Genomic DNA, 24,647 nt, shown 5'->3' with positions numbered 1-24,647 from the left:
TGCGCAGATTTTATCGTAACATTCTGATAAAAATAATCTGCGCATCTGCGGCTAAAATCAATGAAATCTCTTAAAAATTAAAGTTTACACCAGCATTCATATTAAAGCCCATTGTGTTGTAACCAATAATTTCTGTGTATTTCTCATTAGTTATGTTTTTCAAATCTGCGAAGATTTTAACACGTTTTTTAGCTAAAGCATATTCAGCATAAAAATTAAACAAGTTATACGAACCCAATACTTTATTTACCGAAGGATAAGAGCTGAAATCGCTATCTATGCGCTCGCCAGTAAATTTGTAGTTAGCGCTTAAATATAAATCAGTTGTTGCTTGTACACCTACATTTGCACCATATGTATTTTTTGGTCTGCGTAATAATACATCAGAAGTTTTGGTTCCAGAAATCTGTTTCCCTTCTACATACGCATAATAACCGTTTACTGAGAATATACCTAATTTAACGCCTGGTTCAATCTCAAAACCTTTATCATTCTGTTTATCTTGATTGATATACCCATTAGCACCATAAATAATTGCATCAGTCATATTACGTTTAAAACCAACAACGCGAAGATTTACTTTTTCATTTAAGAAATTAAAATGTGCACCAGCTTCATAGCTCGTAGATTTTTCTGGTTTCAAGTTTAAATTAGCACCATATTGACCAAATAACATTTCTAAAGTAGGTGCTCTAAACGCAGATGAAACTGTTCCAAAAACTTTTACTTCTTTCGTAATATTAATACTCGGTGTTACAGCATAGGTGAAATTTTCTCCATATTTATTGTGCTTATTGTAACGACCACCAACTTCTAAGTTAAATACGCTTAAATCATGTAAAAACAATGATGCGTATGTACTAAATAAATTTGCAGATGGTTCTTTTGAAGTAGTTGAATTAAAATGAGTAACTGTTGTAGCTCTGTTATCTAAACCTAAAAGGAGATTTAATTTATCACCTAAATTTTGATTATAAAATACATCTACTAAATTCATACTTCCTTCGTATTTACCCGAATACGTACTTACATAATCTCTTGAAGTGTTTTCGTGGCTATAATTTAAGGTGATTTTTCCTTTATCTAATTGATAAATTGCATTTACTCCACCATTAAAATGTTTTGAAACAGAAGTGTTTTTTGCATCGGTATAAGCATCAGCATCGTAATCAAATTTGCCATAGAAATAACGCAGAAAAGGATTTACACTTAAACGTTTATCTAATTGCACTGAGAAATTAGCATTTAATGCATCTTGCTTTAAACCATCTTTGTCAAAAACCTGTGTATTCCCTACTGGATTGGCAGCTTCAGAAATACCATCAGTTTTAAAATGCGAATAGCTTAAATTGTATGTAAATGCGTCTACTTTACTACTTAAACCGATGGTGCCCTTGTAAGAATTATAACTTCCAGCGCTTGCTACGCCATATACATTATTTCCTTTTTTGCCAGATTTTTTAGTGATAATGTTCACCACTCCTGCTACCGCATCAGAACCATAAATAGTAGATTGTCCGCCTCTTAAAATCTCAATTCGCTCAATTTGATCAATAGCAAACATGCGTAAATCGAAAGCACCGCCATTTCCAGATGGATCTGTAACTAAAATACCATCAATTAAAATTACAGCATAAGCACTTCCAGCACCTCTAAAAAATAGACTTTTGTCTTTCCCAGCGTTACTTCCTACACCTGCAACAGTAATTCCAGCTTGTTGATTTAGCAATTCAGCTAAATTTCTTCCGCTGCTGTGAGCTAATTCTTCGCTAGTAATTACAGTTACTACTTTACCAGTTTGTGATTGTTTTTGTCCGTTTTTTGTAGCGGTAATCACCACTTCATTTAAGTTTTGGGCTTCTTGAGCCAGCGCTTTGTTCCCCAATAGGGCCAATTGTACAAGTCCTAGACTTGCAGCAATTAATTTAGTTTTTTTGTTCATTTGTTGTGAGTTTTTCACACACAGCAACAGAATCAGAATAGAAATGAGGTATTAAAAAGTCCCACTCCTAGCTTCAATCCCCGAAAGCTATGAAATATTAAACTTTTAGGCAGGTCTTCTGACTTACTCTGGTTTTCCTGTCTTCCCATCCGCTTGATGCGAAAAGTGACTTTAGATTTGAAAAACTTTTTTAGAGCTTACAGCTGCGGGACAGTTACAGAATTACACTGTATTCCCTTTTAATTCCGATATAAAATCGGAAACCAAAAAGCGAGGCAAAGGTATATTTTAATTTGTTATGAAAAAATCAGTTTTAGAAATGATTTGTCTTATTAGTTGATAGGTTAAATATTTTGGCCACAGATTAACAGATTAATACAGAATGTTGAACGCTTAAAATCTGTTAATCTGTGGCTAAAAAACTCTTTAATACAGCTTTTTAATATACTTATTTTTCATTTAACAACTGTTGTTTCAGTGTTTCTAACTGCGCCAATTCTACTTTTGGTAATGTTGGATATTTCAAGTTTAATTCCTCAAAAGTTTCAGATACAATTTGACTAATAGCTAATCTGGCATACCATTTTTTATCTGCAGGTATTACATGCCAAGGCGCATTTTTAGTGGAGGTTTCTTGTATAGCTTCTTCATAGGCTTGCATATAATTTTTCCATAAAGCTCTTTCTTTTAAATCGCCTGCAGCAAATTTCCAGTTCTTAGCAGGATCATTTATTCTATCTAAAAAGCGTTGTTTTTGCTCTTCTTTAGATACATGCAAAAAGAATTTAATTACCACCGTTCCATTATCCGTTAGTTGTTTTTCGAAGTTTCGGATGTTTTCATATCTATTTTTCCAAAATTTTTGATCTATTTTCTTTACATCAGTATAACCTGGAATGTTTTCACTCAGCACATATTCTGGATGAACCTTACAAACCAACACATTTTCATAATGCGAACGATTATGAATACCAACCCTTCCTTTTTCTGGCAACGCTTTATAATGTCTCCATAAAAAATCGTGTTTATATTCTTCACTACTTGGTGCTTTAAAGCTAAAAACCTGACAACCTTGTGGGTTTAAACCCGACATTACATGTTCAATTGCGCTGTCTTTCCCTGCAGCATCCATTGCCTGAAAAATAATTAGAATAGAATGCGAACCAGAAGCATATAGTTTTTCTTGATATTCATCCAATTCTTTCTTTACTTTTTCGAGCTCTAATTTGCCATTTTCTTTATCTAAATGGCCATCATAAGTTGTACTAAAATCTTTCAGCAAAAATTTACCATCGGGTTGAGCTAAATATTTTTTCGTATTCGTTTTCATAGCGTAGAATTATTGTTTAATTTAAAGTTAAAAAAGCATTTTGTACACAATTGAATATCATGAGTTTGCTGAATGTAATTTAAATTATAAACCCATAATCGTTTAGTTAGCTTTATTTATTTTTAAATATAGACTAAAATTTAAGCAAATTAAATACGTTAATTTGTACTTACACTTTTAACACAATTTAACAGATAATATTTCACGTTTTTTCCATCTTTATCCCATGTTTAAAGAAATAAAAAATAGATACGTTCGCTATATCTCACTTTTTGTATTTTTCATAATTATTTTCTTTTGCGCATTACAGCTGAATTTCTTGTGGCTTTTCGGCTACTCTCCTTCCTATAAAGACATTAAAAAACCAGCGCAACGAGTTGGTTCAGAATTATATACTTCAGATGGAAAATTAATTGGTCGCTATTTTAAAGAGAACCGTACACCTGTTAACTATAACGAAATATCACCTAGCGTAATTAACGCATTAGTAGCTACCGAAGACGTTCGTTTTTATAAACATAATGGTATAGATTTCCGCTCACTTTTATCGAGTGGTATTTCTACAGCCACAGGCGATAAACGTGGGGCAAGTACCATAACGCAACAATTAGCTAAAAACTTGTACCGTACACGTTATAATAAATCATCAGGATTAGTTCAACACATCCCTGTGGTTAGAACATTGGTTTCTAAACTTAAAGAATGGATGACAGCCTTGAAATTGGAGTCTAATTATAGTAAGAACGATATTATCACCATGTACTTAAATACGGTTTCGTTTGGAAATAATACGTATGGGATAAAAACGGCAGCTCGAATTTATTTTGATAAAGAAGCAAATGAGTTAAATGTTCAAGAATCAGCGCTTCTTGTGGGTGTTTTAAATGCAACAACAGCATATAACCCATTAAAATATCCTGAAAAAGCAATAGAAAGACGAAATATTGTATTTAATCGAATGACTAAAAACAATTATCTGAGTAAAGACAGTGCAACTCTACTTTCCAAATTGCCCTTACAATTAAAAGAAGGAAAAATGAGAGATGGCAGCGATGGCGATTCTTATTTAAGAGCGGCTGTAGATAAATATCTGGAGAAATGGTGCGAAGACAACAACATTGATTTATATGAAGATGGCTTGAAGATTTACACTACCATCGATTCTAAATTGCAAGGTTACGCTGAAGAAGCTGTAAAAGATCAGATGAGGATTTTACAGCGGAGATTTTATAACGTTTGGGGTAATGAAGATCCATGGGAAGATTCGGAGCGTAAAAAAGTAGATTATCCCGATAGGGCAAAAAAGAATTTACCTATTTACGCTTTATTAAAGAAGAAATACAACAACAATACTGATTCTATTGATGCATATTTTAATAGAAAGAAAAAGATGAAAATCTTTTCGTACAAAGGCGATAGAGATACGTTGTTTTCGACTATGGATTCTATTCGTTATTACGGTAAAATTTTAAATACCGGTATGATGACTATGGAACCTAAAAGTGGAAAAATTAAAGTTTGGGTTGGCGGTATCGATCATAAGTTCTTTAAATATGATCATGTTAATCAGTCTAAAAGACAAGCTGGTTCTACTTTTAAACCTTTTGCTTATTTAGCTGCTTTAGAAAGTGGCATGACTCCTTGCGATAAATTTACAGACAAACCTGTTAAAATCCCTTATCAAAATGGAGGAAAAACTGAATATTGGGAACCAAAAAATGCCAATTGGGGAAACACCTACCAAGATATGTCTTTACGCTTAGCTATGGCGAGATCAGTAAATACAATAACGGCTCAAGTAACCGAAAAAGTTGGATGGGATAATGTGGTGAAATGGGCACATGAGTGTGGTATAGAAAGTCATTTAGCCTCAGTTCCTTCGGTAAGTTTAGGTCCAAATGATGTTTCGGTATATGAAATGGTAAAAGCGTACGGAACTTTTTTAAATGAAGGTGTAAAAACTGATCCTATTTTAGTAGAGCGAATTACCGATCAAAATGACAATACAATTGAAGAATTTGTACCTAAAACTAAACGTGTATTAACAGAAGAAATAGCATGGTTAATGCTGTATATGTTTAGAGGTGGTATGGAAGAACCTGGAGGAACTTCGCAAGCATTATGGGAATGGGATTTATTTAAAAAGAATAACCAAATTGGTGGAAAAACAGGTACATCATCAGATTATGTAGATGCATGGTATATGGGTATTACCAAAGATTTAGTAACTGGCGTTTGGGTTGGTTGTGATGAACGTACGGCTCATTTTCAAAATGGTGACCAAGGCGAAGGTTCTCATACAGCGCTGCCTATTTTCGCTAAGTTTATGGAAAAAGTGTACCATGATCCAAATAGTGGATATACCTATGGTCCTTTTCCAAAAGCTAAAGTAGACATTACAATAGAATTTAATTGCCCAACACCTCGTCAACAAGTTGATACAACTGAAGTAGATAGTACTCAAGTTGATTCACTTGACATGAGTGTTCCGACCACTGATGAACAAATACCAGTTATCAAACCAGAAACTGAAGTTCAGAAAACGGAGGAAAAGAAAAGTAGCGAAACAGCACCTAAACAAGCTCCAGCTACTCCTGTTGTTCCATTAACTAAAAAAGAAGAAAGAGAATTACGTAGAAAACAACGTCAAGAAGAAAAAGAAAAAAATAAAACCGGCGGAGGTTAGTTATTTGTATTCAAAACTAAATAGCATAATTTTCGTAAATTAATACATCATACTGTTCTTAAAAACTTACAACAATGAATAGAAACTCTACTTTTATAAGGAAGCCTTTGTTGATTCTATTATTTATTTTGGTGTCCGTCATTTCGGTGCAAGCCCAATATTTTGGACAAAATAAAGTAAGATATAAAAATGAAGATTTTAAAGTGTTGCAAACTCCTCACTTTGATATTTACTATTATATTAAGAATGAAAAATTACTGAAAAACTTTGCGCAAGATGCAGAAACATGGTATAAAATGCATCAGGAAGTTTTTCGAGATACTTTTTTAACTAAAAACCCTATTATTTTATATAATAATCACCCAGATTTTCAGCAAACAACTGCATTAAATGGAGAAATTGGTGTAGGTACAGGTGGTGTAACTGAGGCTTTAAAAAACAGGGTGATAATGCCAGTAATGGATTTAAAAAGTCAAACTAGGCACGTTTTAGGACACGAGTTAGTGCATGCTTTTCAATACCATCTTTTACTAGAAAAGGACTCGATAAGTTTAGAAAACGTTGGAAATACTCCTTTATGGATGGTAGAGGGTATGGCGGAATATTTATCTGTCGGGAAAAAGGATGCTTTTACCTCCATGTGGATGAGAGATGCCTTATTAAATCGTGATATTCCATCCTTAAAAGATTTAACAAATTCCAATAAATACTTCCCTTATCGTTATGGTCAAGCTTTTTGGACGTTTGTAGGCTCACTTTATGGTGATACTACTATTGTTCCATTATTTAAGGCTACAGCTAGATATGGCTATGAAAATGGTATTAAATATACGTTTGGATACGATGATAAAACATTATCTGGTTTATGGAAAAACTCTATTGAAGAACATTATAGACCATTGTTAAAAGCTGATAGTTCTCAAATTAAAATATCAGGCACTAAAATTATAGATAACAAAAATGCTGGCAATATGAATGTGGCGCCAGCTATAAGTCCAGATGGCAAGTATTTAGCTTTTCTTTCTGAGAAAGATTTGTTCGGTATAGATTTATTTCTGGCCGACGCCAAGACGGGGAAAATCCTTCGAAAATTAAGCAGTCAGGTTGCCAATTCACATATTGATGATTATAATTTTATAGAATCTGCAGGAGCATGGTCACCAGATAGCAAGAAATTTGCCTTTAGTATTTTTAGCAAGGGCAAAAATCAAATGTTAGTAATTGATGTAACGAATGGCACTACCCTATTTCAAACCGACATGGGCAAAGTGGAACAATTTGGTAATTTAACTTGGTCGCCAGATGGAAAAGAAATTGCTTTTTCTGGAATGGTAGAAGGTCAGAGCGATATTTTCTCATATAATATGAACACTAAAGAAGTTGCTCAGCTTACAAATGATGATTTTTCTGATTATGCACCAAACTTCTCGCCAGATGGCAAAAAAATAGTTTTCTCATCTGATAGAGCTGCAATTGCAAGTGGAAATATCAATGCTGTTAATCCTATCAATTTAACAGTTTATGATATTTCAACTAAATCATTAACAAATATTCCTGTTTTTCCAGGAGCTAATAACTTGAATGCACAGTTTTCTGGAGATAGCAAACGTATTTTCTTTTTATCAAATCGCGATGGTTTTAGAAACTTATACGAATACACTTTAAGCGATAATACGGTAAAACAATTAACAGATTATTTTACAGGCATAAGTGGTATTACGGAGTTCTCGCCTGCGATAACGGTTTCTAGAAACGATGATATTGTGTATAGTTATTATCGTTACCAGCGCTATACTTTGTATAATTCTCCATTAAGTAATTTTAAAGCGAAACCTGTTAACGCACAAGAGGTAAATTTTGATGCGGCAATATTACCTCCAATGGAAAATGTTGGGGTAAATATTGTAAACTCTAATTTAGGCAACTTTGATCGCTTTGAGAAAGTAATTACTGATTCGATGAAAGTTGTTCCATATAGACCAAAATTTCGTTTAGATTATTTGGCAAATAGTGGCGTAGGTGTATCTTCAAGCAGATTTGGAACAGGTGTACAAGGTGGTATTATTGGTATGTTTAGTGATATATTGGGTAGAAATCAAATTATTGCTAACCTTTCTATAAATGGAGAAATTTATGATTTTGGAGGATTAGTTGGCTATATAAATCAAGAACACAGAATTAACTGGGGAGTTGGCCTTTCTCATATTCCGTATGTTACTGGCTTTAGAAGTATTGGAGTTTATAATCCTGCATCAGGCGCAAACCCTGTTGATACGGTAAGTACTAATGTTTTACGCACCTTTGAAGATAAACTTGAGGTATTTGGTTCTTATCCTTTTAATAAAGTTCACCGTTTTGAAGCTGGTGGCGCTTTCTCTTATTATAGTTATCGCTTAGATAGATTTAATAATTATTACCAATCTGGCTCCTATCCTTATGGTTATTTAGGTTCAGACAAAGAAAAAGTATCGAATGCTCAGGCAACAAATACATTAGGAATTCCATTGAAACCATTTTCTATTTTCCAAACAAATGCATCATTTATTGGAGATAATTCAATATTCGGAGTTACTGCTCCGTTGGATGGTTTTAGATATAGAGTTGGTGTTGAACAATATTTTGGAGATTTTAGTTTCACAGCTGTTACGGCAGATATAAGAAAATATTTCAGAGTAAAACCAGTTACTTTTGCAGTAAGAGCCTATAATTACATGCGTTTAGGTAGAGATGGAGAAAATCTTTATCCTCTTTATGCTGGATATGGTTATCTAATAAGAGGATACGAAGCAAATTCATTTTATAATAGTAAAGTAGCGAATACTGGAAATTTTGATATCAATCAATTATCTGGCAGTAAACTAGCTGTATTTAATTTCGAAGTTAGATTACCATTTACTGGACCTAAAAAGTTAGCTCAAATTCCATCGAAGTTTTTATTTACAGACTTGAACCTATTTTTTGATGCAGGTTTAGCTTGGACAGAAGATTCTAAAGTTTCGTTTAAAGGCGAACCAAATGGAGTTTTATTACCTGATGGAACTCCTGCAGAACGTGTACCTGCTATAAGTGCTGGAGTTTCTTTAAGAGTTAATGTATTTGGTTATTTTGTAATTGAACCTTATTATGCTATTCCTTTCACACGTTCGGATGTAAAAGTTGGTGTATTTGGATTAACCTTTGCTCCTGGTTGGTAAGCAAACAATTAATATAGTTTTAAAAAGCGTCTCGATTAAATCGAGACGCTTTTTTTATGATAAGATACTCAACGGTAAAGCTACTTGCGTATTCAATTTCTGATGAGAAAGAATATTTTCAAAATCTAAACCAATAGTTAAATCAATCCAATCTGGATTACAAGAACGAACAATTCTTTCTTTTTGCATCCTAGTAAAACGGCTAACTAATTTAAAACGGCTTAACGCTTGAACTTCAGTTTTAAATTCTTCAAAATAAACTAAGCGAGTTAATTGCTGTCCACTATCAAAAAATAAGTTTGGCATTTGCTTATAAAAATCAAGTGTTTTAATAAGGTCTGCGCTCATTCCTACGTGTAAACTTGTGCGATTTCTGTCGGTTACGATGTAAACAAATTTTTTCATGACTTCTCGGCTTAAAGATTAAAAACTAAATTAATTAGATAAATGTTTGTACTTTTAATAAATATTACTAACTTTATGAGCACAATAATACTAACAATTTTAGTAAAAACAAATTTATTTTAAAATTATTTTTTATGTCAAACATTTCGGGTAACCTTAAGTACTTAAGAAAGAAAAAAGGTCATACACAACAGCAATTCGCTGATGCTATGGAAATTAAGCGTTCATTAATTGGAGCCTACGAAGAAGATAGAGCTGAACCAAAATATGACTTACTAAAAAAAATAGCAGAATATTTTGATTTAACGATTGATGAATTTATCAACGAAAGCATAAATGATAGTTGGAAACCAAAACCAAAAAGTCAGGGCTCTAATTTAAGGGTATTAAGTATTTCTGTTGATCAAAATGATAATGAGAATATAGAATTGGTGCCTGTAAAAGCTAGTGCAGGATATTTGAATGGTTTTTCCGATCCACAATACATTCAAGATTTACCAAAATTTCAGCTTCCCCTACCCGCTTTACGACAAGGTACATTTAGAGCTTTTGAAATTATGGGAGATTCTATGTTGCCCATACAACCTGGAAGTGTAATTATTGGCGAGTATATGGATAATTGGGGCGATGTAAAAACTGGAGAAACGTATGTTATCATTAGTAAAAATGAAGGCGTAGTTTATAAAAGAGCAGGTAATCGTTTTAAAGAAAATAAAGAATTGAAATTAATTTCAGACAATAAAGTATATGATCCATATTCTATTGATGCAGATGATATACTAGAGATCTGGAGAGCAAAAGCATATATATCTACCACTTTACCAGATCCAACACCAGAACCAACTATAGAAACTTTATCGAGTATGATGGCTCAAATGCAAAAATCAATTTCTCAATTAAATAAAAATTAACACTTTTTAACGTATTGCTTTTAAACCGTTTACACTTTTTTACATCTCACCAATAAAAGCAACACATTATGAGAAAATTAATTTTAAGCATAGCAATTGTAGTAATTGGATTTACTGCTGCTCATGCACAAGACAGCACTCGAGTAAGAAAAGCGCCTAGAGCTGCTAAATTTACTGCAGAGCAAAGAGCTGAAATGGCTAGCAAGAATATGCAGCAAAAATTGGCTTTAACCGATGATCAGAAACAAAAGGTTTACCAAGTAGAATTAGATCGCGTTAAAAAGAACGATGAATGGCGTAAACAAGATGAAAACGCTATGAAAGGTAAAATGGACGAGCGCAAAGCTTTTCTTAAAGCAAGCAAAGAAAAAATGGATGCTATTTTAACTGCGGATCAGAAAAAAAATTTAGCTGCTTCTCGTGATGAAATGAGGGGAAAAATGAAAGATAGAAAATGGCCAAAAGGTCTGCGTCGTGGTGATAAAACTCCACCACCTCTACCAGCACCTCCTGCAAATAATTAAAAGCTAAAAAAAGCCCTAACAAATGTCAGGGCTTTTTTTTTAAGAATTATGTCAGTCTGAGCATAGTAAAAGACCATTTTTCAAAGTTTAGAAAGGCGCCTCGATTACGCTCAGCGTGACAAATTAGATGATTAATGTAATTGAATAAAATTTAAACAGGCTCTTACTCTTTATAAATAGACTTTAATAAAGGCAGATATTTTTTATATAGTTTAGTCGCTATCTCAATTTCATTATTAACAGCCTTATCTGTAAAAGATTTCCGTTGTTTTACCCATTCCCATTCCCAAGTTGAAATTTTTTCGTCAAAAACTTTTTGATTAAATGCTTTGTTAGTCTCAAAACTCTCATTTACATCATTTATAAATTGTTGCCAACGGGGTTTATAAAAATCATTTAACATGCCAGACCATTGTTTACAGGCATAATCATGTAATGGGCTATTTTTATCTCCCCATAATGTGATTTGATTTCTGGCATTTTGTTCGTAAATATCTTTTTCTGTTAGAGTATTTCCTAGTTTTCTAGCGTCATTAATCCATTTACCTAATAAAAAATCTTTTCTGCTCGCTAAAAGTAAATCCAGATCTTCAATAACATTTATAAAACGTGTGCTTAGTTGTTTAAATTCATTGCTGTTTTTATTCTTATACGCAATTGCAAATTGAATTTGTAAAGTATCCGCATAATTTGCCATTACCTGACGTGTTAAATCAATAAAATCGTATTTAAATCCATCGCTTTCTTTTAATTTTACTGCAGCTTTATTAAATAATTCGAGTGCTTTTATCAGCTCTGCTGGATTATAATATTTCTTAGTATTCGTCCATTTATTTGTTTTGGCAAAAGTAGGTCTGCCCGTTATAATCGATTCTGCCCCACCAGATCTAATATCACCTTTATAAACTGTTCTACGTAAAATGTTCCAGGCAGCATTCGCATCTTCGTTTTTAGCACCATAACGCCTGCTTATATAATTAGGTAGCCAAGTATCTAAATTAACTGCGTGATCTTGCCAAACGTTTTCGAGCATTAAAGCATACATAACTGGGTTTTGTTCTATCGCCTCTGGTGTAAGCCCAATACCGGATAATTTTCCTGAGTTTTTATCATGAAGCGCCGCAGATGGATTATTTGCAACTTCATCCATTCGTCCATACATACTCACATTACCACCGAAATTATGGAGCATACACCAAATCCAAGGTTTGCCGTAATATGCATCTGTTTTATTCCAAACAGGTTTACTTTCACTATACAAATCGAGCACAATCATTTTATCGTTTGGAACAGCATTTAATAAAGCTTTGATTTGAGTAGGTTGCCAAAAAGCCGCAGAATAAGAAAACATCCAACCTTGCATAATCCAAACCGCTTTATTATCAACTGCCGACATTGATTCGTATACCTTTTTACTCACATTATTGAGGTAAAGAGAATCGTTTGTTGGAGGTGTATTTTCGTTAAAAGTATCAGCAGAATACAGATGATTTGTTCCAAAGGTTTTAATTTCTTCTTCAATAAATTTTTTGCCTAATTGAGTGAAAATAGGATCATCAGGATCTAAAATATACACATCGTTAAAACCTTGCCAATTTGTTTTTTTAAGTTTTGCTGTCGGAAATTTATCCTTAAATGAAGGAGGAACATGCCCAGTAAAGGCTGGCAAAATAGGCGTCATTCCTAATTCTCGTTCTCGTTGTAGAATTTTCTTCTGTAAATTTTCCTGGTATTGCATAAAAGATTGCGGAAGTGGACCGCCCCATCCATCTAAATTTCCCATCCAAAACCAGTTAAAATATGCTGGACCACTAAAGAAAGTACTTAAATCTTGCTCTGTAAATCCTAAACTTTTGTACACTCTATTCCATATCGAATTTTGACCAGTAATCGCCAATGGCATATTAATACCATTTAATGCCATCCAATCTATTTCCCACTGCCATCTTTCCCAGTTCCACCAACTCATGCTATAATTAAATGTGCAATAATTTAAGTTATAGCGGTATTGATATGGCGTTTGTTTTGTTATTTTTTGTTTAGGAAACGGTAAGACTTTAGGTAATTTTAAATTGGATCCGTTCCAACTGATATCACAATTTGTAAAGTTTTTAAGGTAGTAATTTAATGCACTTGCAATAGAAACACCATTTGAACCACTCAATAGTATTTTATTTTGATGAGTTTCTATACTAAAAGCATCTTTATTATCTTTTTGAGGAATAAATTTAACCTCAAAAGAACTGGCGTGTGTAGGAATTATCCTTTTGATAAGACTTTTTACAACTTCTGGAGAATTAGCAACCGTTCTTTGTGCATTGCTATTTAACGCAAAACAGAGAAAAAATAAAAAATTAAATACAACTGTTTTCATTCACTATTTTAGATAACCACTAGCATTTAAAAAATCTGCCCAAACTTTATATCCATCTGGAATAAGGTGCAAACCATCTTTAGTAAGTTCTGCCTTTAAATGACTATCCTTATCTAAAAACTGAGGGTACAAATCTATAACGGTTACTTTTTTTGCAGCTAATTTCCTTATTTCGCTATTTAACCAAAGAATATGGTCATCCTTTCCATAATGGTTTTTGAATTTCTCGAAAGATGCATTTACAGGCAACAACGTATTGAAATAAATCTGAGTTTTTTTCGAACCTTTTCTAATTCGTTCTACAATTTTTTTGTAGTTACCTAAAATCACACTATCAGGTATATTTCTAGAAACATCATTTATTCCTATTAGAATAAATATTTTAGCAGGTTTTCCATCAATTACATCTTGTAAACGCTCTAACACTCCAAAAGTACCATCGCCAGAAATACCTCTATTTTTCGCCTGTGGCAAGTTTAAAAGCTTTGCCCAATCTGTGCCAGCAGTGATGCTATTTCCTAAAAAGATATAATCTTTTTTAGATTTCGCATCAGCCTTAAATTTGGCAACTTGTTCTACATATTTTCCTGGTCGATAGGTACTATCCCATTTTACAGTTTGGGCGCTCGCTTGATTAAAAGAAATTACGAAAATTAATCCCAGCGCAACTAATAACTTATTAAAATTTGATTTCATGTGAGCTAAAATAAAAATTAATGAGATAATGGAGTAAGATTAGCCAGATTTTTCTTTTCTCTATTCCAAGTAAATGAAGTGAAGAAAATGGCAACAAGACAAGAAATGGCAATTACCATAAAACTTGCATCCCAACCTTGTTTATCAACTAAACGACCTAATGCCGCATTTGCCAATAAATCTCCAATAAAATAACCGAATAAACCTGTTAAACCAGCCGCTGTTCCTGCCGCTTTTTTTGGCACTAAATCAATTGCTTGTACACCAATTAACATTACAGGTCCGTAAATAAAGAAGCCAATTGCCAAAAGAGAAGTATTTTGTACCAAATGATTTGATTCAGGGCTTTTCCAATACACCAATACCGCAATCAAAGTCATTGCCATATAAATAATGGTTACTGGTGCTCTTCTACCTTTAAAAACCTTATCACTTATTATTCCACAAAGTAAAGTACCAGGTATGGCAGCTAATTCATAACCGCTTGATGCCCAAGCCGCTTCAGATTGTGTATAGTTTTTTGCTTCTTGTAAAAAAGTTGGTGCCCAGTTAATAATCCCGTTTCTAACCAAATACACAAAAGCATTTGCAATAGCGATGTACCAAAGCAATCTGTTATTAAAAACATATTTTAAGAATATTTCTTTAGCCGAAAACTCTTGTTCTTGTGTTTTTGCATCGTAACTTTTTGGATAATCATTATTGTATTCTTCAATTGGTGGTAAACCTACAGATTGTGGCGTATCTCTTACCAATAACAAAGCAACTAAAGCAAATAAAATTGCCACCATACCTGGGAAATACAGTTTTCCATGCCAATCTGCAAAAAGTTCAAAACCAAGAACCGTTAATGGACCAACTAAAAAACCACCCAAATTATGTGCTAAATTCCAAACCGACATTGCCGTTCCCCTTTCTCTTACCGAATACCAGTGCGCTACAACTCTACCGCAAGGTGGCCAACCCATTCCTTGAAACCATCCATTTATGAATAGTAAACCAAACATAATGGCAATTGATGAAGTAGCAAAAGGAACTAATCCCATAAAAATCATGGTAAAAGCCGATAGCACTAAACCTATTGATAAGAAATACCTTGCATTACTCCTATCGGATATGTTTCCCATTAAAAATTTGCTAAAACCATAGGCGATAGAAAGTGCAGATGCCGCTAAACCCAATTCGCCTTTACTAAATCCTAGTTTTTGAAGTTCTGGTATAGCAAAAGAGAAGTTTTTTCGCACAAAATAATAAGCTGCGTAGCCTAAAAAAATGCCTATAAAAACTTTAATTCGTTCTTTACTATATATTGATTTAATTTTCTCAGGAGACAACAAAGGTTTATGCGCCGCAGGAGCAGGAAAAAGTCTAAAACTCATACTATTTGGTTAGGTTAGTGATAAGGGTATAAAAAGAAAATTTAAGCGTTTCTAAAAAAGATTTGGGTAATCTGAAATGATACCATCCACTTTTAAAGTTTTTAAACGATTAATTTCTTCTAGTGTATTTACTGTCCATGGCACAACTTTAACGCCATCAGCATGTGCTTTTTTCATTAAATCATCATCTACCATTGTGTTAACTGGACTTAAAATAAATGGCTTAAATCCTAAATCAGCCATGTTTTCTTCGTAAGTTTTTTTATTAGCAACTAAAAAAGATGTTCTTACGCCAGGATATTCTTTATGAATGATTTGGATTGTTCTTTTATCAAATGATTGGATAACCACATACGGTGTGATTTTCTTTTTTTCAATTACATCCATCAACAACTTTACAAAAACTGCAGGTTCTGGATTAACAACATTATCTCCTTTAACATCGCATTTTGTTTCGATGTTGTAGAACATCTGTTTTTTGTTTTTTAGCTTGATATCATTTTGAACTGCATCAATTAAATCTGCCAATAAAGAGAGGTGAGTTTTAATCTTTTTTTGTTGAGGAAAACCTGTATTAATCTTAGTTCCAATATCAAAAGTCTTTATTAAATCGTAGTTCATTTGATAGATAGGATACTTTTTCGCATCAGTTTTAGGAATTTCTTTTCCCTCTGGAGTAAGCATAAAACCTGGACTTAAATAATCATCGTGTGTTACGACAACTTTGCCATCTTTGGTAATATGCGTATCCATTTCTAACGTGGTAACCGCATCAAAAGTCATTGCATTTTGCATGGCGATGATAGTATTTTCGGGCATTAATCCCCTACCACCACGATGAGCTTCTGCACTAAAAGAAGGAAAATCTGCATTTTGCATACTCTTTTGTTGACGGGTTGATTGACTACATCCAGCTATTAAAGCTACACTCAAAAAACTGAAAAAAATAGTTGATTTATTCATATTATGCTTCTACTATAAATTGTTCTCCAAAACGGTCTGTTGCTACTACTTTTACTTTTTTAACTGATGGTTCAAAATGTGCCATAAATAAATGCTCGGTCATTTTAGGCTCGGCAAAAGTTCTTCCCATTGGTAATTTATCTCCTTTAAACAAGGTTACAGATAACGGATCGAAACCTTTTTGTTGTTCCATATTCCCCATTGCTTTACCATCTATAAAATATTCAACTTTCCACATCGGATCCCAGTTCCAAACGTTTGCTATTAAACGTTTTTGTCCAGTTAATTCATCTACATAAATATGAACTTGTTCTTTTCTATCTAATCCAGTTCCCTGATAATACCATTTTAATTCTGTTCCATTTACTTCGTAAACGCCGTACCCATTTGGTGTTCCATCCTCGCAAATTGGACCGGTCCACCAAGCGCCGCAAACAGTACCATGGTTATGCTCGTAAATGTTATTTTTTATGGTATTTCGGTTGTAATGCGTATGTCCAGACATGAAATGAACATTTGTAAAACCATCTAATACTGTATATAAATCTGCATTATTTTTAACCGCATTATGGATTGGAATATGAGCACAAATAATAACCAGAGTGTTTTTAGCTACAAATTTTACATCTTTTGCTAACCAATCTAATTGTGCTTGGGTGATAAAACCATCATAGGTACGTTCAACACCTAAATATCTCACATCATCCAAAACTACATAATGTGCTTTTCCTCTATTAAATGAATAATAAGTTGGTCCGTAATGTTCTTGAAAAGTTTTGTCTGATGTTTCATCTCCGCCCATGCGATAATCCATATCATGGTTTCCTAAAGCTTGGAAAAATGGAATACCCATTTCGGTTACCGCTTTATTATATTCAACAAATAATTCGTGGTTATCCCATACGATATCACCCACACAAATACCATGAACAGGAACTTTACCCAATAATTTGATTACTCTTTTAGTATCAGGAACTGATGTAGTCATCATTTTCTCTACATCTTTTTTATTTTTAACCTGAGGGTCTGCCCAAATGATGAAGTTATGTTTGTCATCACTTTGTGCTAATGATTTTAACTCGAAATTTAACTTTGAAGTTGCAGCTAATGTTTCGTAATGCTTAGCTAAATAGCTTTCTGTTTTAAATTCGTATCCGGATGGCGTACTTAACCAAACAAATTTGGCTAATGGATTTATTTCGATAGTATAATTTCCTTGTGAATCGGTTTGAACCACATTAAATCCATCAGAAACTACAACATTAGCAACACCTTTACCTTTGCTGGTTATACGTCCCGAAATTTTGTTATCTACATCAAGAAAAGAAAAAGAATGTGCTTTTAAACTAACGAATAATGTAGTGGCTAATAAACTTGATTTCTGTATAAATGATCTTCTATTCATATTTTTTGTCGATGATTTCTTGACTTAATAGTATTAAAAAAGGTCAGACATTAGAACTGACCTTTTTAATACTAATTCTTAATTCGAAAGTGAAGTTGCTCCGCTCTCTATATCTGTAAGCACTGAAGTATTGGTTAAAGGTACAGTTGTTAAAATTCTCCCTGTAACCCAACCTCCTTTTAATGAATTATAAACACCACCAAGTTTTGAGAAACTTGTAGCGGCAGATGGGAAACCTAAACGCCTAGTATTAGTTCCTGCACCATAAAAATCTTGACGTAAACGAGTAGCTGGATTTACTGTACCATAATAATCAGTAATTGTAATTCGGTAACCTACTTCTGGTGGACCTGCAGAGTAAAAATTCCCACCTGCACCACCAAAGAAGATAACATCTAAAGGCACACTGCTAGGCGTGATATTTACTCCATCAAAAATAGCGATACCAGCTACATTACCACTATTAGCTAATAAATTAGAAGTAGCTGTACCAACTCCATCTGCCCCTGCAGTTGTTGAATAATCTTTACTTCCTATCCAAATTGCTGTAGAAGTACTTGTAGATGCAGATCCATTTATACGTTTACCAGTTCCGCCAACATAGAAAAACTGACCTTTTTTAACTGTACCTGAAGTAAGATTAATTTTATATGTTCTTGCAGCTCCTGTATTCCATCCTAAAGTTGGAAAAGTAGTAGCGCCAGCATTATTTGTTGTATAAACAGACATCGGGTTAACTGCAAAATCGATATCCTTCGAAGCTAAAAATTGGATGTATTCATAATTTCCATCACCACCATTTGGATCTACCATATAGCCTGCGATAACTGCAGGAGAAAGTTTAGGCATTTCTACGTAGAAAAAATCGTTTAAAGTACGCATCCAGAATTGAATTTTTTTAGCGGCTCCCGTCCCAGAAACAAACGGAATTCCACTAAAATTCCCAGATGGTAATGCGATTGTATTTGCAAAGGAAGCACCAGTTTCAGTATGTAAGGTAGCTACTCCAAAACCATCGTTAACAGTTTTGTCTCCAGAATAGGTTGTTCCTACTGCAAGCTCTGGATCGAATACTACATTAGTAAGTGTAACCAATGTACTTTCAAACCGATCTGGATTTGTTAAAATTGCACCAGTACTAACAGATTGCATTTTAATTTGACGACCAGATGCAACTTTAGTAACAGCTGAGCTAGACAAGCCAGTAATTTGCAAAATCCCACTCACCCTTTTTAACACACCACCATCTATTTTAATATGTACTGAATCGCCTGGAACAAAATCTGAGGCACCGGCTCCAATATTGAATGACATTCCTCTCAGCGAATCAATGGCAGTGCCAGATATTCGGCTATTTTGTAATACCAACAATCCTGTTGGAGAATTACCAGACCTAAAATCTGAGATAACAATACCTCTAATCATAGTTGCTCCTCCGAGTGCTTGTGCATTAAGTGAGAGGTCAGTTTCTTTATATAATCTTTTAAGGTCAAAATTAGAAATGAATCCGCTTATTTTGGCGGCAAAATAGTCGTCATCTCGCTTACAACTAGTGTAAATACTAGCAATTACAGCCAGTACGAGAAAATATTTAAATGTCTGTTTCATAATCAAATAATTATTAAGGTTTTTGCCACCAAATTAATGTGTTAATATCATCTGGTCCCTGTGCAGCTACTGCATTTTTATAATTTGTCGGATTTGTAGATTGAGTAAGTATTGGATACTGTAATCGAGCAGGCATTTTACCGCCATTTGCCAATCCTGATCCTTTAGGTAAAAAAGGGTGAGCCGTTCTTCTGTACTCAAACCATTGCTCAAAATCTACTAGGAACAAAGCATAATATTTTTGCGAATGGATGAGCTGTAATTTACTTAGCGACCCTGCTGTTAGATTATCCAAAGGGAACGAATCACTCCAATCAAAATCACCATCAGTTGCAAATTTCCTTACTGCTGCATCATTACCATTTGCATACAAACTAGGAATCCAATAGTTTATGGCATCTGCTACGCCTTTATAGTAATAAGTTTCACCTGTACCATTAATCCAGCCTCTTGCAGCAGCTTCTGCTAAGATAAAATCAACCTCTGCCACATTCATAATTACGCCAGTATAAGGGTCTGTTTGTAGCGTAATACCATTAACAACTTGTGCATCCGAATAGAAATAGGACTGTTTAATAGGAGCCCCACCAATTGGATAACCACTTGGTATGCCTACATATCCAGCAGGGCCAGGTGCGATACCCCATCTATTCACATTATTTTTACCATATGTCTGATTAATTCTAGGATCTGCCCAGGAAGATAAAGTACCTAGAAAAAAATCAGTAATTGATGGCGCTCTAAAATCCGCAACGCGAACATTGATCATATAGGGCGATGAATATACAGTTGTACTGCTATTTGTTCCATTCCAAAGAATTTTTGCTGTATGTGTATTGTTTTCCATGATTGGATATTTCGCTGGATTGGTATCAATCATTTCTTTTATTTTCGCAATGACTTGTGCACTTACATCAGTTTTTCTAGAAATACGAAGTAATAATCTCAAATATAATGAATTACCAAACCTGCGCCATTTAGCGATATCCCCTGCATAAACAGGATCACTATTTGGTACAATAGCTTCGCCTGCGGCTAAAAGCGTATTAGCTTCTTCCAGTTTGCTGAATAGTGATAAATAAATATCCTTTTGTTTGTCGAAAACAGGCTCTATGTTGCCTAATTTACCCTGACCAGCTTCTGTATAAGGTACATCACCATAGGTATCTGTTAATAATTGCATAGCCCAAGCTTCAGCAACACGAGATATCCCTTGATATGACTTGTTTACAGATCCAGCCTGACTAGCAATAGTATTGATGTCTCTTAAATTAGTTAATTCAAGATACCAAGCATTCCAGGGAGCATCAGCAAGTGCACGTCTTACATCGTATCTAAAAACTTTACCTTCTGCATCACTTATATCAACCGTAACTTGCATTAACTCATTATTAATACTTCTGTTACGTATCAAATTAGCACTTAAAATATTTGTTAATGCAGGAGCTAATAACTTATCTGCTGTAACAGAGCTTACTCCTATTGGATCGGTATTGATTTCATTGAAATCTTTCTTGCAAGAGAAAAACGAAATCCCAACCACTAATAAAAGTGTATAACTGGTTATATTTTTAATCTTTTTCATTTTCATATTAATTAATACCTACTACTAAACGCACCCCATAAGTTCTGGTTGATGGTAATTGTCCAGTTTCAAATCCTTGTACGATATCACCACCTGCCAAAGTTCCAAACTCTGGATCGAATGCAGGCCAAGGCGACCAAGTGAACAAATTACGGCCATAAACACCTACAGACAGTTTACTCAAGCCTAATCTAGAAACTAATTTTGGTGAGAATGCATAATTTAAATTCGCTTCTCTAAATTTAAGAAAGTCGGTTCTAAAAACACTTCCTTCGGCTTGATCCGACCCATACAATTTATCATAAAATGCATCTATATCAGTTGCTACTGCAGTATTTGGACTGTAAGTTCCATCTATATTCTGGATTACACCTTCCCCAATGATTCCATTATATCTTCCTGGCAGAGTAATTTTTAGTTTACCAAGAGAAGCCATTCTTGAGAAAGTTAAGGAATGACCAACAGCACCTAACTGAGCATCAAACAATACATTTAAACTAATTTTTTTGTACGTAACACCTGATCCGAAACTAAACCTGAATTTGGGCATTGTATTCCCCAAATATTTAAGTTGAGTCTGATCAGCACTAGCCAGACCTGTTTGTGAATCAAAAATGATTTGACCATCTGGAGAACGCCTTAAAGCAAAACCATATAAATCGCCCAAGCTTCCGCCAACATTTGCTAAAATCTGAGCACCACCTAATGGACCTGTGCGTAGTACAACCGAACTATCTGCTAATTCTTTAATTGTGTTTCTATTAGCAGTAAAAGTTCCATTTACTGTCCATTTAAATGATTTAGTTTGTATAGGAGTAGCATTTACAGACATTTCTAAACCTTTATTATCCACACGTCCGGCATTAAATATAGCTATTGAGTATCCTGTAGAACGATCTACTGAACGACTTAAAATTTGGTTTTTTGTATTTCCAATATAGGCTGCAATATCAAAATTCAACCGATTTTTAAATAACTTCAGCTCTGCTCCAACTTCGATAGTTGTTGTTTTAAGCGGCTTTAAGTTTGAATTAGGAAGTATAGTTGGGTTTGTCATTGCAGAACCTGGATATATTCCGTTAGCTGCCAAAATATAATTATAAGCAGTGCGATAAGGAGTTGTTCCACCACTACCCACTTGAGCTATTGATCCGCGTAATTTAAAGTAGCTGATTGTCTTTGGCAGTTTCCAAAAATCAGAAGCGATAAATGATAAACTTGCAGATGGATAGAAGAAACCAACATTATCAGTACGAAGTGGTGATGCTAATGTACTGTTCCAATCCTGACGTCCTGTTAAATCCAAATAAAGATAACTTCTATAAGATAATGATACAGTACCATAAAGACTATTAATATTATATCTAGCGGTATCAGGTACTGAAATTAACGGGTTTAAATTGTTATCCAAACGATATGTTCCTGGAATAGTTAATCCATCAGCACGAAGCTCTGACTTATTGTATCTATTTCTTAATTCACTACCTCCTGCTGATGCAGAAAGTTTAAAATCATTTGTGATATTCTTATCATATCTTAATAAAAAATCTGCATTAATTTCATAAGCATCGATATCTTGTACACGGAAAGATCCTTGAGTAAACTTAAGACCTGCAGCATCATAAGGACGACTAGTTTCACGAATATCATGATTATAATCGATTGAAGAACGTACCAACAAACTCAATTCTTTGGTAAATTTGTAATTAGCCTGAATACTTCCTAAAACACCATTTCGTCTTTGTCCATTTAAATATTGTTCAGAAATTGCATACGGACCTTCAGGAAAAGAAGATGTAATATCTACAAACTTACGTCCTTCTTGCCCAGCTACCCAATAATTCTTATACCAGTTTACATCAATATTTGGGTGTGCAAACATAAACCAATACATTAATGATTGATTTCCGTAACCAGTTGCAGGTAAGTTGTCGCTATTTCTGTTATTATAAGTAGCTTTTACCACAAGATTTAATTTTTTGGTCAGATTGGTATTTGCAGATAACGAGGCTGTTGTACGTTCTAAATTTGTATTAGGTACAATCCATTCATTATTGCTATGGCTTGCAGAAAAACGTAAGCCAACATTTTTTACTGTACCATCTAAACTCACTGAATTGCTAGTCTCCACGCCAGTCTTAAAAAAACTATTAAGTGGATTAGGATAAGCTACCCAAGGCGTACGTGTTGTTGAACCTGTTTGAGTTGCTGGATCATATTGAAAGAAGTTACTCCCACCTGCAAATGCCGGACCCCAAGTTGAACTTGTACTCCTAGTGGTTGCACCATCTGCATTTGCTCCAAAAGAGTAATAACTTGCCCCATCTACTCCAGCACCATACTCTTGTTGTATATCTGGCCCTCGTCCTATTTCCTCAAATGCAGTATTTGAAGTAAACGTTATGTTAAGTCTTCTGATATTTTTATTAGCCGATTTAGTAGTGATAATAATTGCGCCATTTGCTCCTCTTTGTCCATAAAGTGCGGATGCTGCTGGACCCTTTAATACTGTTACATTTTCAATATCCTCAGAGTTTAAATCATTTAATGCGCTTCCAAAATCAGCAGGCATTATATCTCCTGAAGTGCCATAAGCACCACCACCTGTTCCACCAGTACGTTTTGAACTACTGCTTGCTACAACACCATCAATAACAATTAAGGCTTCATTATCTCCTGTTAAGTTATTTTCACCTCGCAGAATAATCTTATTAGATCCTGAAGGGCCACTATTACGAACCAAGTTCAAACCGGCAACTTTTCCAGATAATGCATCAGTCCAGTTACTAGATACAGCATTTGTGAATGCCGTACTATCTAATGTAGTTGTAGCATAACCCAAAGCTCTTTCCGAACGTTTGATACCTAAGGCCGTGGTAACAACCACTTCATTCAGCAAGCTTGAAGATTCTTTAATACGAATAACCAAATTGCCTTGACCTTCATTAAAAGTTCTTACAATTGTAGTATAACCAATCATAGAAAAGCTTATACTCGCACCTTTTGGAATACTAACTGAAAAATCTCCCTTTTCATTTGTAACACCAAGAACTTTTCTAGCATTATCCATAATAGTAATTCCAGGCATTGCCTGCCCATTACCATCGTCTACAACTTTACCTTTTACAGCAATATTTTGTACTGCAGTTTGCTGTGCAAAAGATTTTTCAGAAGAAATTGCCAAAATAAGCGTGCTAAGCAAAATAAGTTTACAGCAAAATATACCACTGTAAATTAAATTGAAACTACTTTGTTTCGTGTAATGCTTTTCTGCGTCTTTAGATTCACTACGCAAGTGATGCCAAAGCAAAGCAACATGTTGAGTAAATGTTTTGTTCATAATTTATTGATATATCCGGTTAGTTTATGCAAACAATTTAATCTTGCTACCGAAGTCGCAAAAGTAAGTGGTCTTCATTAATCTAATATTAACTAATGGTTAATACCTGATTATATTTTATTACGATTTGTTTAATTTAATGTTATTAAACATTTCGATATAAAAATATAAAAACAAATTGAAACTGGTACTATTTTTTAATTTAGTAAAGGAGATTCCCTTTTAAGGAGCATATAAACGCCAAATAAGTATGAAATAATTACAAGGAATACGATATTAAATACCTGTTAACTTTTCAAAAAACC

15 protein-coding genes and 1 riboswitch are annotated in these 24,647 nt (G+C 34.1%); of the genes, 4 read left to right on the top strand and 11 right to left on the bottom strand.

Translation table 11 applies throughout. The annotated features are described in order from the left end of the window. Positions 1-70: 70 nt before the first annotated feature. A complete protein-coding gene (locus GM921_RS04740; protein ID WP_182921454.1) occupies positions 71-1,942 on the bottom strand; it encodes a TonB-dependent receptor plug domain-containing protein in 1,872 nt (623 codons plus the stop codon). Between the two features lie 91 nt (positions 1,943-2,033). Beyond that, positions 2,034-2,225, bottom strand: a riboswitch (cobalamin riboswitch). A 165-nt stretch (positions 2,226-2,390) separates the two neighbouring features. After that, positions 2,391-3,272: a polyphosphate kinase 2 family protein gene (locus GM921_RS04735; RefSeq protein ID WP_182921453.1), complete on the bottom strand. Its 882-nt coding sequence runs from the start codon at positions 3,270-3,272 to the stop codon at positions 2,391-2,393. Between the two features lie 226 nt (positions 3,273-3,498). On the opposite strand from GM921_RS04735, the gene GM921_RS04730 reads away from it, so the two are divergent. Then, positions 3,499-5,958 carry a transglycosylase domain-containing protein gene (locus GM921_RS04730; RefSeq protein ID WP_182921452.1) on the top strand — a complete coding sequence of 820 codons (2,460 nt, stop codon included), beginning with the start codon at positions 3,499-3,501 and terminating at the stop codon, positions 5,956-5,958. A gap of 74 nt (positions 5,959-6,032) precedes the next feature. Then, the gene (locus tag GM921_RS04725; RefSeq protein WP_182921451.1) at positions 6,033-9,152 is read left to right on the top strand and encodes a basic secretory protein-like protein; all 3,120 of its coding nucleotides are present in this window, start codon (positions 6,033-6,035) and stop codon (positions 9,150-9,152) included. Between the two features lie 54 nt (positions 9,153-9,206). On the opposite strand, the gene GM921_RS04720 is transcribed toward GM921_RS04725, so the two are convergent. Continuing rightward, positions 9,207-9,557, bottom strand: a complete 351-nt coding sequence (locus GM921_RS04720) for a GIY-YIG nuclease family protein (RefSeq protein WP_173269060.1) — start codon at positions 9,555-9,557, stop codon at positions 9,207-9,209. 134 nt (positions 9,558-9,691) lie between these two features. Here GM921_RS04720 and GM921_RS04715 point away from each other — a divergent pair, with 134 nt between their 5' ends. Further along, on the top strand, positions 9,692-10,468 hold the full coding sequence (locus GM921_RS04715) for an XRE family transcriptional regulator (protein ID WP_182921450.1): 777 nt from the start codon (positions 9,692-9,694) through the stop codon (positions 10,466-10,468). 68 nt (positions 10,469-10,536) lie between these two features. Beyond that, on the top strand, positions 10,537-10,992 hold the full coding sequence (locus GM921_RS04710; protein ID WP_182921449.1) for a hypothetical protein: 456 nt from the start codon (positions 10,537-10,539) through the stop codon (positions 10,990-10,992). Between the two features lie 163 nt (positions 10,993-11,155). On the opposite strand, the gene GM921_RS04705 is transcribed toward GM921_RS04710, so the two are convergent. From GM921_RS04705 to GM921_RS04670, 8 genes are all read right to left on the bottom strand, one after another. Next, complete coding sequence (locus tag GM921_RS04705) at positions 11,156-13,366, bottom strand: alpha-N-acetylglucosaminidase (protein WP_182921448.1); 2,211 nt, start codon at positions 13,364-13,366, stop codon at positions 11,156-11,158. A 3-nt stretch (positions 13,367-13,369) separates the two neighbouring features. Then, positions 13,370-14,062, bottom strand: a complete 693-nt coding sequence (locus GM921_RS04700) for a GDSL-type esterase/lipase family protein (RefSeq protein ID WP_182921447.1) — start codon at positions 14,060-14,062, stop codon at positions 13,370-13,372. A gap of 17 nt (positions 14,063-14,079) precedes the next feature. Next, complete coding sequence (gene glpT / locus GM921_RS04695) at positions 14,080-15,441, bottom strand: glycerol-3-phosphate transporter (RefSeq protein WP_182921446.1); 1,362 nt, start codon at positions 15,439-15,441, stop codon at positions 14,080-14,082. 51 nt (positions 15,442-15,492) lie between these two features. Next, positions 15,493-16,404, bottom strand: a complete 912-nt coding sequence (locus GM921_RS04690) for a glycerophosphodiester phosphodiesterase family protein (RefSeq protein ID WP_182921445.1) — start codon at positions 16,402-16,404, stop codon at positions 15,493-15,495. 1 nt (position 16,405) lies between these two features. Continuing rightward, positions 16,406-17,809, bottom strand: a complete 1,404-nt coding sequence (locus GM921_RS04685) for a calcineurin-like phosphoesterase C-terminal domain-containing protein (RefSeq protein WP_182921444.1) — start codon at positions 17,807-17,809, stop codon at positions 16,406-16,408. 78 nt (positions 17,810-17,887) lie between these two features. Beyond that, positions 17,888-19,417 carry a DUF5689 domain-containing protein gene (locus GM921_RS04680; RefSeq protein ID WP_182921443.1) on the bottom strand — a complete coding sequence of 510 codons (1,530 nt, stop codon included), beginning with the start codon at positions 19,415-19,417 and terminating at the stop codon, positions 17,888-17,890. Positions 19,418-19,430: 13 nt separating this feature from the next. Then, positions 19,431-21,002 (bottom strand): SusD/RagB family nutrient-binding outer membrane lipoprotein, encoded by a 1,572-nt coding sequence (locus GM921_RS04675; RefSeq protein ID WP_182921442.1) that lies wholly within the window; start codon positions 21,000-21,002, stop codon positions 19,431-19,433. 7 nt (positions 21,003-21,009) lie between these two features. Next, positions 21,010-24,342: a SusC/RagA family TonB-linked outer membrane protein gene (locus tag GM921_RS04670; protein WP_182921441.1), complete on the bottom strand. Its 3,333-nt coding sequence runs from the start codon at positions 24,340-24,342 to the stop codon at positions 21,010-21,012. Between the last annotated feature and the right edge of the window lie 305 nt (positions 24,343-24,647).

It is taken from the genome of Pedobacter planticolens (assembly GCF_014172375.1).
GTDB lineage: Bacteria > Bacteroidota > Bacteroidia > Sphingobacteriales > Sphingobacteriaceae > Pedobacter > Pedobacter planticolens.
This window is presented reverse-complemented; position numbering and strand designations above follow the sequence as displayed.